9 protein-coding genes are annotated in these 12,392 nt (G+C 45.8%); 4 read left to right on the top strand and 5 right to left on the bottom strand.

Annotated elements, in window-relative coordinates; translation table 11 throughout:
- Positions 1 to 8: 8 nt before the first annotated feature.
- On the bottom strand, positions 9 to 1,085 hold the full coding sequence (locus EDC56_RS02150; RefSeq protein WP_123710881.1) for an AraC family transcriptional regulator: 1,077 nt from the start codon (positions 1,083 to 1,085) through the stop codon (positions 9 to 11).
- Positions 1,086 to 1,313: 228 nt separating this feature from the next.
- Here EDC56_RS02150 and EDC56_RS02145 point away from each other — a divergent pair, with 228 nt between their 5' ends.
- Both EDC56_RS02145 and EDC56_RS02140 read left to right on the top strand, forming a co-directional pair.
- Positions 1,314 to 2,336 (top strand): AraC family transcriptional regulator, encoded by a 1,023-nt coding sequence (locus EDC56_RS02145; protein WP_123710880.1) that lies wholly within the window; start codon positions 1,314 to 1,316, stop codon positions 2,334 to 2,336.
- A 182-nt stretch (positions 2,337 to 2,518) separates the two neighbouring features.
- Positions 2,519 to 3,136, top strand: a complete 618-nt coding sequence (locus tag EDC56_RS02140) for a VPLPA-CTERM sorting domain-containing protein (RefSeq protein ID WP_123710879.1) — start codon at positions 2,519 to 2,521, stop codon at positions 3,134 to 3,136.
- 240 nt (positions 3,137 to 3,376) lie between these two features.
- Here the strand turns inward: EDC56_RS02140 and EDC56_RS02135 are convergent, their stop codons facing one another.
- Together EDC56_RS02135 and EDC56_RS02130 are read right to left on the bottom strand one after the other, a co-directional pair.
- Entirely contained in the window at positions 3,377 to 3,997 is a 621-nt protein-coding gene (locus EDC56_RS02135) for a hypothetical protein (protein ID WP_123710878.1), read from the bottom strand.
- Positions 3,990 to 4,838, bottom strand: coding sequence for a hypothetical protein (locus EDC56_RS02130; RefSeq protein ID WP_148059282.1), 849 nt, complete (start codon positions 4,836 to 4,838; stop codon positions 3,990 to 3,992). Before EDC56_RS02130 ends, EDC56_RS02135 begins: the two co-directional genes overlap by 8 nt.
- 465 nt (positions 4,839 to 5,303) lie before the next feature.
- Between EDC56_RS02130 and EDC56_RS02125 the strand changes: the two genes are divergently transcribed.
- Positions 5,304 to 7,847: a TonB-dependent receptor gene (locus EDC56_RS02125; RefSeq protein ID WP_123710876.1), complete on the top strand. Its 2,544-nt coding sequence runs from the start codon at positions 5,304 to 5,306 to the stop codon at positions 7,845 to 7,847.
- Positions 7,848 to 7,913: 66 nt separating this feature from the next.
- On the opposite strand, the gene focA is transcribed toward EDC56_RS02125, so the two are convergent.
- Positions 7,914 to 8,816 carry a formate transporter FocA gene (gene focA, locus EDC56_RS02120; RefSeq protein WP_123710875.1) on the bottom strand — a complete coding sequence of 301 codons (903 nt, stop codon included), beginning with the start codon at positions 8,814 to 8,816 and terminating at the stop codon, positions 7,914 to 7,916.
- A gap of 88 nt (positions 8,817 to 8,904) precedes the next feature.
- Positions 8,905 to 9,612: a helix-turn-helix transcriptional regulator gene (locus tag EDC56_RS02115; protein ID WP_162844052.1), complete on the bottom strand. Its 708-nt coding sequence runs from the start codon at positions 9,610 to 9,612 to the stop codon at positions 8,905 to 8,907.
- A 408-nt stretch (positions 9,613 to 10,020) separates the two neighbouring features.
- On the opposite strand from EDC56_RS02115, the gene pflB reads away from it, so the two are divergent.
- Positions 10,021 to 12,291: a formate C-acetyltransferase gene (gene pflB / locus EDC56_RS02110; RefSeq protein ID WP_123710873.1), complete on the top strand. Its 2,271-nt coding sequence runs from the start codon at positions 10,021 to 10,023 to the stop codon at positions 12,289 to 12,291.
- Positions 12,292 to 12,392 lie beyond the last annotated feature (101 nt).

The raw sequence follows: 12,392 nt of genomic DNA, 5'->3' as shown, positions 1-12,392 counted from the left end.
TATCGTTGTTAAATTGCTTGTGATGGATGAGTAGAGGTTAGCTGTGATAGGTTGAGTTGGTGGTCGTTTCTGACGTTTAGTGGGTTAGCGCCAGTCCATTTTTTAAAGGCTCGGCGGAAGTTTGATGCATCGCTGAAACCCAGCTTATAGGCGATGTCGCTGAGTGAAATATCACTTTTTCTAAGGTAGTTAATGGCCTCTATACGACGAAAATCGTCGACAATACGTTGATAGTTTGTATCGCTGTCACGAAGTTTGCGGTAGAGGCTACTACGGGATAAGTGCAGCATGCTTGCGGCCTCGTCCATATTAGGAAGATCAGGCTGCTGTCTCTGTAATAGAGTATAGATTTGCTCCCTTATTGAGAACTTGCACTCCCAGCTCCGTAGAACTTCCAGACAATGACGTTGTTTTATAGCCATAACCGGTTCGTTTGCGGTTATGACAGGGGTTTCGGCAAAATTATTATCTACCTCTATAGCATGTTGCTCGCTATCGAAGATTACTTCGCAGTTAAAAAATCGTCGATATAGCTGTGCATGCTCTGGTGCGGGGTAGGCAATGTAAACACGGCTGAAGTTGATTTGTTTGCCGGTTAACCAGCGGGCTTGTGTGAGCCAGCATGAGAATAATGTTTCACACAGAAACTGCTGAACCTCGATTGGTAGATGTTTTTGATATAAGCGCTCAACACTCACAGTGTGTCTTTTGTTCTTACTGCTCATATTGATTTTAACAGAGAGTGAGAGCAGTGGGTAAAATCTGATGAATTGCTGGAATACTTCGCTTATATCTTTGCAGGACATGAGCAGTTGCCCGACCGTTCCAGCTGCGGCCATGTTAAGCATTTTTCCATATTCGAATCCGAGCGACTTAGCTGTTCTGTTGCTTAAGGATTTCTCAAGGATTGTATAATATAGTTTAGGGCTAATTCTAGCTCTTGGGTTTTGCAGTTTCGCTAGTGAAAGGTGGTAGCCGATCAGTGGCTTTTGATGTTTTTCTAGCAAGGTGTTAAATACTGCGAGATAGATGATGCTGAGCACATCATCATCAATTGAAAACCGTGAAGTAATGTAGCTGTTCATGGTTAATCCTCCTTGATTATTTTTTTTATTGGTACTTTCGTACAGCTTCGGATGCGGGATTAAAAGTCATACTACTCATCCACCTCCGATATATGATTTAATTTACCTTTAAAGCAGAGAAGCAACAGGTCGAAGCACGACATATACGGGTCATATATCGCCATAGTTGTTTGTGGTGAAAAGTCTCGGTATGGTGACTTATATGAAGTGCTCTTTTAATGAGGATTTATGAATAAGAAAATGCCATTACTTCATCCCATGTATGGTGAGTTATTGCTTCACAGTGCCGAGCTGCTGGGTTTGGATAGGGAAGATGACGCCTTCAATAAGGTTATTGAAAGGTGGCGCAGCAGTAAGAGTCCATGTGATTTTGTTTTGTTATTGAATCAATGTGTTAAGGGTATCGCGGATGATTCTATGGCGCTGGCATTTTGTTATGGCGAGAACCTTCACCCAAGTTGTGCAGGATCTGTCGGCCTGGCGATGATTTCAGCGCCGACATTAGGAGATGTCTTTGCAGTCATTGGTCGCTATTATGCAATTACAGGCTTGGCAATGCGCTATAAGGCTTCGAGTGTTAACGGGCAAATGCGCTTGAATGTCGATATAGAGTACGAAGGGCTCACTAATAGTGTGAGAGTTTTCTTCGTTGAGGCGCTTTTGGCATGTTGGAAAAATGGAGCAGATTCACTCACCGCGACCAATGTGCAATGTGACTGCATTTACCTTGATTATGCTGAGCCTAGTAATGCGGAAAGATATAGTGAGTATTTCGGGTGTCCAGTTGAGTTTGGCTGTAAAGAGATCAGCGTGGTTTTTTCTGAGAAATTGTTTTCTAAGGCTGTAATATCTGCTAACCCGGTTGCTTATAAGCGCTCGTTAAAGACATGCGAGAGTGCTCTGCATGAGTATCGTAGTCGCATGGATTACGCTGAAAAAGTTAAGGCTTGCTTCGCTGAAAGTAATGATCTTGGCCTGCTATCACTCGAGGCAGTTGCTAGTCGTTTAAATCTCTCTCCAAGAACTTTGGGACGCTACTTAAGCTCTGAGGGAACTGGCTTTCAGAAGATACTAGAAGAACAGAAACGCTCGCATGCTTGCAAGCTGTTATCATCAACAGCTTGTAGTCTAGAAAAAATTGCAGAGAGTGTTGGCTACAGTGATTTGTCAAATTTCAGGCGTGCTTTTATCCGCTGGACAGGAATGACCCCTACGGATTATAGGAAGAATAAATACTTATTGATTGAGTAGTTTTTAAGTTTTTGGTACTTGTTTTGTCTGTTGTTAGTTGCACCATATTTGATGGTGTCAGTACTTCTGTTGTTGTCGGTCTTAACTGTTCATCTTGCCTTTATGAGGTTTTATTAAACCTCTTTGTTGTAGCCTTTTTCGGTGATAATAATTCCTCCATTATAATAAGTAAGGTGAGTGTTATGTTGTTAAGAAAGTTTACGCAGGTTGCGGCTGTTTTGACGTTATCTTCCGCCGCAGTATTAGCGCAGGCAGCAACGATAATTGTAGACGGGGTTATCGATTCCTCTACGGGAGCGCTAGCATCCTTGGCGCCTAGTGGCACCGATTTTGGAGGAGACTTTGACTTTGATGCTGGTGATGTAAGCTATGGTAATGTGATTTTGGCTGGGTTCTGCTTTAACTCGACAGCAAGTGGCGCGCCACCAGCAACCCCTGATTGTCCTTCAAGCAAGAGTGTTGTGCCATTTTTGACCACAGGCTCTTCAGCCTATACCGGCGATGTAGCAGCTCCGGATGCGACATATCAGCAGGCTGGAACGACGTTTGATGGTGTTGATGGCGCCCTGAAATTACTCGCTTTTTCGCCGTCGTTTGGGGTGAATATTTTGATTGATGTAATGCTAAATGCAGACGGTAGCGGAAGCCTGGTTGCGGATGCTGGTTTTCTTGGAACAGCCGAAGGCGCGCTGAACTGGCAGAGCGATGCGCCAGAGGTGCCTGTACCTGCGGCGGCCTGGCTATTTGGTTCAGCTATTGCTGGTCTAGCTGCGGTAAGGCGTCGTCAAGTTTCTCGCTAATCGATAGCAGACTGCTAACTTTAAGCCCCGAGTCAGGGGCTTTTTTGTGTCTGGTATTTAACTAATGAGCAATAAAACCTGTGAAAGGTGTGAAAGGTGTGACAGGTGTGACAGGTGTGACAGGTGGAGGGGTGTGACAGGTGGAGGGGGGTGAAAGGTGGGAGGAGGTGGCGGAATTATGTATCAGACAGCAGCTGTTTGAAAAAATAGAGCCCTAAAACTGAGGCTCTTAAATCAAATCTACTTCATTTTTCGTAGGGAAAATAGGCCTGCAAGCGCTGTTATAAACAACCATATGCTAGCCGGTACTGGAACAATGACAGGAGGAGGCTTTGGCGTCCAGGTAAATACGCCTGAAGTTGAACCAAGAAAGCCAGCATCGGCTGTTAAGGTGGCGTTACCGTTTTCGAAAAGTTCGATATCAATGAGTATATTAACGTTAAAAGAGGGGGAGTAGGCTAGCAACTTAACAAGACCGCCGTAGGTGAGATCAATATCAGAGTCAACTTGTAAGAAGTTTGTTCCGATAGCAAGTGGCTCTGGGTCGTAATCGTTTTGCCCGTCAGCAAGAAAGGGGACTGCTGACTTGTCACCCGGGCAGTCTGATGTGGCGGGTGGTGCGCCATTGGCAGTAGTGTTAAAACAAAACCCCGCTAGAATGACATTGGCGTAGGTGGCGACTTCAGTCTCTTCAGTATAATCAAATGAGCCGCTGAATGTTGTGTCTACGGGGGTAAGGCTTGCCAAGGCGCCGTTGGCGTCGGTAATGCTGCCGTTGAATAACTCTATGCTCTCGGCCTGGCAGGTAAGGCCTATTGCCATAGTGATTAGGCAAGTTGCTTTGGTAATAAATTTAAACATGGTTATGCTCCTTAAGGGAGATAAGTTGGATCAACTTCTGGCGTCGACGCTTGAGACCGATTGCTAGTGCGCTGAAGACTACGGCGCTACCAAATAGACTGGCGGCCTGAGGAAATGATTTGTTGAGGGTCAGGGTAACCTCTGCTTTATTGACACTATTGTGAAAACCGTCGTTGACGACGAGGCTAACGACATAATAGCCTGTCTCGGACATATTACTGAGGGTTGGTGTTTTACTGCTAGGGTTTATTAGTACAGCTCTTGGGCAGCTGTCTAGCGTGCAATCTGGCTGGCTAAGCAGTTCCCAGTGGTACTCTAATGGATGCTCATCTTGGTCGTAGCTGTCGCCGCCATCGAGAGTTGCGTCTAGACTGTTTACGCCTGCTTGTAATACCTGGTTGTGGCCTGCATCCGCCACTGGGCGGGTGTTAAATGTGCTGGTTATATGCCGAAGTGCGGCCTCGGCACTCTTTAACTCGGTCGTTGATGAGCCGCTGTTAGCGACGATATTGATAACGCTGTTAGCGAAATCAGAGCTGCTAAAGTCAACGCTTTCACCCTGCGCATTTTCATGTGCTTGATCATCAATTTGTATGCCATTTTCAGGGTTGTCGTCCTGGTCTAGACTGATTAATAGCCTAACAATGTTTAATACTGTTGTGTTGTTTATGAGTTGAGTGCCTACGATATCGAGCGGGGTGATAACAGCTTTAGCTCTGCTACTTGGTAATTGTATTGCGCCAATAGAAAACGTAATGGTTTCGTTGTTTAAGTATTCAAACTCGCCCTTCTCATTGGTAAACCCATTCCGTGTCTCTGTGCTGTATGCGATATTGCTCACTTCGCTGTCTATAAATGTGCCTGTAAGTACTGTTGCAGGAGGTGAGGCTTCCTCGTTGATGCTAACACTGTCGCTTGACCCGCCACCCCCGCAGCCAATGATGAGGCTGCTAAAGCTTATGATGGTAATTATTTTTAAATATGAGAGTAGTATTTTTTTTCTCTCATTAGATTTTGATGGTTCCCTGACCATGTCTCGACTTCCTTTTTTGTTATAAAGCGTAGGGACTAGCTGCGCATTTTTTAGTTTTTTGTTGTTGGGTTTTTATTTGTTGTTGGCTAGTTTTTACATTAATGGAGCAGCCCGGCAAGGTACAGGCATGTCGTGGCTATATGTCATGCCAGTGACGCGAGATGACTGCCTGCCTTGTTTTATTGGTTTGTTCGCGATATTTTTATTTTGCTTGGGATTATTTTTATTGTTGATGGCTTGATAAATTAAAATAAAAACTAGCATGGTTGAACTATGAAGAAAATAATAAAGCCTGTGCCATTGGCTATGGCAATCACTTTGATTTCCCAGGGAGCGGCTGTCAGTAATGCTTCTGCACAACAGTTAGAGGAGGTCATTGTTACAGCACAGCAGAGAGAGGAGGGGCTGCAGGATGTGTCGGTCTCTGTGTCGGTTGTATCTGGCGAGCAAATGCGAGAATTAGGCATTAGTCGTGTCGAAGAGCTGTCTAGTTATGTGCCAAACTTGACTATGTCAGAAACGGGTATTGGTACGCAGTTGTTTATTCGTGGTATTGGATCTGGAGTCAATCAGGGTTTTGAGCAGTCTGTCGGTACTTATGTCGATGGAATTTATTACGGGCGTGCGCAGTTAACGCGTTCTCCTTATTTTGATATGAATCGTGTCGAGGTTTTACGTGGGCCACAGGTGACATTGTTTGGTAACAATAGCATTGGTGGGGCGTTGTCATTTAATACGGCGACACCGACTGATGAGTATGAAGCGAGTATCTCGCTGATGTATGAGCCTGAGTATAATGAGCAAGAGTATATTGTCATCGCTAACGCACCTTTGACGGATAATATTCGAGCAAGAGTTGCTTATAGAAAGTTTGATTTTGATGGTTATGTAGAGAATAGAACACTACAAGAAGATGGCCCACAACGTGATTTTGATACGTTGCGCGTAGGGTTTGAGTTTAACCTTAGTGATAGCTTAACAAGTCAGCTAAAGGTAGAGCGATCGACATTTAATGTCACTGGGCGGCAGATTGCTGTTTATGGAGGCTTAAAAAACACCTTTGGTGAGGGCAGTAGTACGTCTAATTCAAGCTACGCCCAGGGCGGTAAGACTGATAATATGACGCTTGCTGATGTCTATAATGATCGAAGCCAGTTTCCTAACCTTGAGAACGTAGCTGAAGATGGTAATTCGCTTCTTTACAGTGCGGATGGCAGCTTTCGCTATAGCAACGGCGATAGCAGTGAAAATACGACGAATAATGTTACGCTGAGCTTTAACAAGGACTTTGATAGCGGCTATATGGCGATGTTGAAGATGGGTTATCTCGATTATGAGTACGACGAAAACTGTGACTGTGACTTCAGTGGGCAGCTGTTATTTGATTACGATACCGCGGAAGATTACAGTCAAAATAGCCTAGAATTTCGGCTGACATCTCCAGGAGGTGAGCGTTTTGATTTCATTGGAGGGCTATACCTACAGAACGATAAGCTTCACTATGCTGACTCTTTGAATATACCGCCTGACGGGTCGTCCTTACAAACGTTAACAGCAGGCGTTGGTACTGTTGCAGGCTTTGCGCCAGATGTTGCGAGTGTTGCTGTTCCTAGAGTTTTTGACCAAGAGAATAGTCAGCAGGCTATTTTTGGTCAGGCCACTTGGAATGTCACCGATAGTGTTCGCCTTATTGCAGGTCTGCGACGTTCTCATTATAAGAAGTCGGCAGAGCGTGTCATGAACTTTACTAATGATGATGGTACCCCGTTGAGTGGGGCTAGTGGCTCCTCGTCAGGTACGGCTGACTCTCAGCGTGACGCGATTGATCAGGTGTTTGGTCTGGTTTTTAATGCATACCGGCACACAGAGGAAGGAGAGCGGGAACGTTATAAAACTTCTTACAACCTGATTGCAGAGTGGGATCTGCATGATGACTTGATGCTGTATGGCTCGATGACTAACGGCTTTAAAGCGGGGGGGTTTGATGTTCGCTCAAATGCACCCACAAGCGCAAGCAATCAACCTAGTGATGCGGGTATTGGGCTAATACGTCCTGGTACCTTTGAGTTTGAGGATGAGGAGATTGAGGCATTTGAGCTCGGTGCCAAATACCGTATTACAGAAGCGATTGAGCTAAATGCTGCCTACTTCTACACCGAACTAGAGAAGCTACAAGTCAGTACTTTTGATGGTAGCGTTGGTTTCAATGTTTCCAATGCGGGCGAAGCAAAGACTCAAGGGATAGAACTGGAGTTTCGTGCGGCACTGAGTGAAAACTGGATGCTTAACGCCTCGTTGGCGACGTTAGACTTCGAATTCACGGAGTTTGACCAGGGAACCTGTATTGCAGGCGATGAGTTGATTCTTAAAAATCAGCTGGATGTGCCGTTGCAGCGTAACTGTACTTACAATAGCGATGCAAGATCCTATGTTTCCGACATGAAGGGTGAGACTAATATTTACGTGGCTGATTACGCAGGCCTGATTTCGCTGCATTATCGTTATGACGTTTTTGACTCAATGGTTTTTAGTGGTAACGTTGACTACAGCTTTACTGATGAATATTTTGCTAATGAGAGTCTTGACCCTAATATGAAGCAGCCGGCTTACGGTAAGTTCAATGCGAGAATAAGTTTGGCGGATGCCGATGATCGTTGGAATGTTGCACTATTGGGGCGAAACATTACCGATGAGACCACGATTGGCTTTGCTAATAATGTGCCGCTAGCTGCATCGCAGTTTGCTGCACCAACCTACTATGGCTTTTTTGATCAGGGTAGGACGTTAGCCTTGCAGATGCAGTACAACTTCCATTAGTAGAAGTTATACGACTATTCGCGTAAGAGCAGCCCCTCGTCTGTACGAGAGGCTGTGCATCTAAGCTTAGGCGGCCTCTTTTAGCTTGCCTGCGGCCTGTTGTGCATCGTTTTTCTCTGCTTTTAGCTCTGGGCGACGGAAAATAGCCCAGTAGCTCATGCCAACTAAGACGCCACCGCCTAAAATGTTGCCAATAGTGACAGGGATTAGATTCAGTGTAATAAAGTTGCTGAATGTCAGTGAGGCATAATCGCTGGGGCTAGCGCCCGCTGCTGCCCAAAACTCAGCTGGCGCGAAGTGCTGAATAGCAACGCCCATTGGGATCATGAACATGTTAGCAACGCAGTGCTCGAACCCGCCGGCAACAAACATGGCGACAGGAAGCATGACAATAAAGGCCTTCTCAATCAGAGTTCGAGCAGAGTAGGCCATCCAGACCGCTAAACAAACCATAATATTACAGAGCATGCCAAGTACCACGGCCTGGCCGAAGCTATGCTGTAGCTTATGGTTGGCGACGTTCATTGCGGTGATGCCCCATTGAGCATGGTCAGCCATGTATTGTTTAGCGAACATCATGAGTGCGACTAAGATGATTGAGCCGACAAAGTTACCCGCATAAACAACAGCCCAGTTAGTTAGCATTCGGCTACTGTTAATACGGCCGCTGGCTCTTGGTACCAAACTAAGCACTGTACTGGTGAACAGCTCTCCGCCGAGTATGATCACCATGGTGATGCCCATGCTGAAGCAGAGGCCGCCAATGAGGTGTTGCATCCCCCAACCCATTCCTGCATTACCTGTTGTTACCGTAACGTAGAAAATAAATGCAATAGCAATGAAGGCGCCAGCACTGATAGCAAGGGCGAAGGCGGTGCCGTTGGGGCGGGTTGCCTTAACGGTTCCATAGTCTTCGGCCTTCTTTGCCGTGGCGGCAGGGCTGAGTGGTTCGTTAGAAGAGTGCGACATAGTTGAAAACCTGCGCTAAAAATAAAGGTGTTAGAAAAGTAAAAGCACTCGCTTAACGGAGTGCTTAGTGATTGACGAAGGTTCAGCTCTACTGTTGGGTTAAATCGAGAGTCGTGTGCTTCTTACGGTACTCACGAATGTAGAGGTAAACAGTGTGGCGTGAGATATCGAGGTATTTCGATACAGTATTAACAGCACCTTTGAGTTCAAATAGATCTTCACGGTACAGCTGATAGATGATTTGACGTACCTTTTCCTTGGCGGCGATGTTGTGATTTTTTATCACTTGGTCTGAAATTCGCTCAAGTTGAGCGTCGAGTGATTTTTCTTCATTAAAGGTAATTGATTGCTCGCCAGTAATTTTGTTGAGACTGCTCGGTGTTAAAGCGGCGATAAAATCGCTGAGTGGGGAGTCGAGGTTTAAGTTGACACAAAGTAGAGCGATCACCTCGCCCTTGAGGTTACGAATGGCAATAGTGGTGCACTTCATCAACTTGCCATTTTTGGCACGAGTAAAGTAGCTGTCCGAAAAGTGGGCGCCGTTCTCATGCATTTTGTGCAGCATGTGTAGAGATAGGTCGGTAATAGGTGCGCCTATTTGGCGTCCACTGATGTGGCCGTTAACAAATTTTACGACTGACTTCTCGGTATCTTCGAGAGAGTGCAGTACAACTTCACAAGTATCGCCCAATAAATTTCCGATAGCGTCAACAACAGGGAAGAAGGATTCTAAGATGGCATGTTCGGCCGCGGTGAACTTCTCAGCTCGGTTGAACTTTAGGTCGTCATATTTCATCTGTTGATTCCTGTTACATTGCGTGTTGATTTCAGGAGGCATTCTAAAGCTTGTCCGGTATAATTAACGTGATCTAAATCAATAAATAAACATCTGTTGATATAAATATCAAATGCGACATGAAGTGACTTTGTGCTATATAAGTCGCTGATTTCATGGTCTATTTTTATTAGGTAGTACTGCTTAGGTAGTATTACCTAGCGGTAGCCAACCCACTATTTTACTTGCTAAACACCTGTTTAGTTAAAACTGTTGAGAGAAGGTGTTGTGGTTGATTTGCGTCAAGGTGAGATGGCTTCGAGAGGCAGACAATCAGTTCATCAAAGCTACTTAATGATTCGATCACTAAGCGATGTATCGATTGGTGATCGGGAATGAACGATTCAAAATAACCTAAGAGGTGACATTATGAATGCAGCAATAGAAATTATGCAGAGTGCTTGGAAGACTTTCAATGCGGGGGAGTGGTGTTCAGCGGTTGATGTACGTGACTTTATTCAGCATAACTATACACCTTACTTAGGTGACGATCAGTTCTTGGCTCCGGCTACCCATGCAACCAACGTGCTTTGGGAGGCCGTTCAAAACGGTATTCGCATTGAGAATGAAACTCATGCACCGGTTGATTTCGATACTTCGAACCCTGCGACAATCACCTCACATGCTGCGGGTTATATTGATAAAGACCTAGAGACAATCGTCGGTCTGCAGACTGAAGCGCCACTTAAGCGTGCCATCATGCCTTACGGCGGCGTCCGCATGATCGAAACTTCAGCGGCGGCTTATGGTCGCACTATCGATCCAGCTGTTGTCGAGACGTTCAGCAAGTACCGCAAGACACACAACCAAGGTGTGTTCGACATGTATACACCTGACATCCGCGCTTGTCGCTCTTCTGGTGTGCTGACTGGCCTGCCCGATGCCTATGGTCGTGGTCGTATCATTGGTGACTACCGTCGTGTCGCTCTGTACGGTACCGATCGTCTGATTGCCGATAAGAAGCGTGAGCTGGCTGAAAGCGACAATGCAGAAATGACGCAAGACGTGATGACTATCCGTGAGCAGCTTAATGAGCAAATCCGTTCATTGGCTGACCTTGCTGAAATGTCTCTGACTTACGGTTGTGATATTTCTCGCCCAGCGAATACTGCTCAAGAAGCTATTCAGTGGACTTACATGGGTTATTTGGCGGCTATTAAGTCAAATAACGGCGCTGCAATGTCTCTTGGTCGTACCTCTACCTTCCTTGATATCTATATTGATCGTGACCTTAAGGCCGGTCTTATCACTGAAGAACAGGCGCAAGAGTTTGTTGATCACTTCATCATGAAGCTGCGTATGGTGCGTTTCCTACGTACCCCTGAGTACGATGATCTGTTCTCTGGCGACCCAATTTGGGCGACTGAGTCTCTTGCTGGTATGGGCTTGGATGGACGTACTCTGGTTACCAAGACTTCATTCCGCTTCCTGCATAGCTTATACAACATGGGGCCATCGCCAGAGCCTAACATGACCGTGCTATGGGCTGAGGGTCTTCCTGAAGGCTTCAAGAAGTTCTGTGCGAAAGTTTCTATCGACTCAAGCTCTATCCAGTACGAGAACGATGATCTAATGCGTGAAGACTTCAACAGCGATGACTATGCAATTGCTTGTTGTGTGTCGCCAATGGTTGTCGGTAAGCAGATGCAGTACTTCGGTGCTCGTGCCAACCTTGCTAAGACTATGTTGTACAGCATCAACGGTGGTGTTGATGAGATGAAGAAGAAGCAGGTTGCACCAAAATCTGCTCCTATCACCAGTGAATACCTAGACTATGACGAAGTCATGGCTAGCATGGATAGCATGATGGATTGGTTGGCGAAGACTTATGTCAGCGCGCTAAACTGCATCCACTACAGCCACGATAAGTATGCCTATGAAGCTGTCCTAATGGCGCTGCATGATCGTGATATCCATCGCACTATGGCTTGCGGCATTGCTGGTCTGTCTATTGCAGCCGATGCATTGTCTGCGATGAAGTATGGCAAGGTGAAGGCGATTCGCGACGAGAATGGCATTGCTGTCGACTTCGAAGTGTCTGGCGAATACCCTAAGTTTGGTAATAACGATTCTCGTGTTGATGACATCGCTTGTGACCTCGTGACACGCTTTATGAATAAGATTCGTAGCAATCATATTTATAATAATGCTGAGCCTACTCAGTCTATCCTAACCATTACCTCTAACGTGGTTTATGGTAAGAAGACTGGTAACACACCTGATGGTCGTCGTGCTGGTGAACCGTTTGCACCGGGTGCAAACCCAATGCACGGTCGTGATGTTGAAGGTGCTGTTTCTTCGTTGACTTCAGTTTCTCAGCTACCGTTCAGCTCAGCGAAAGATGGCATTAGCTATACCTTCAGCATTATCCCTGAGTCTCTCGGTAAAGATAAGGCAATGCGTACCGATAACTTGGTGAGCTTGATGGACGGTTACTTCCATCACACTGCTGAGAAGGAAGGTGGTCAGCACTTGAACGTTAACGTATTGGATCGTGATACGTTAGTACACGCTATGGATCACCCAGAAGAGTATCCATCGCTGACTATTCGAGTATCAGGCTATGCGGTTCGTTTTAACTCGCTAACTCGTGAGCAGCAGTTAGAAGTGATCTCTCGTACCTTTACGTCGAAAATCTAGTAGCAAGCCCTAGCGGGTAACGGCCTGGTTCTTGTTAGCGAAAGCTAACAAAGGCTGGGCCTTTTTACTGTTTACGGCGTGAGAATTTAAGGAAAATAGAT

Source organism: Sinobacterium caligoides, assembly GCF_003752585.1.
Classification (GTDB): domain Bacteria; phylum Pseudomonadota; class Gammaproteobacteria; order Pseudomonadales; family Sinobacteriaceae; genus Sinobacterium; species Sinobacterium caligoides.
The sequence above is the reverse complement of the archived record's forward strand: the minus strand, read 5'-3'. Positions and strand labels throughout refer to the sequence as shown.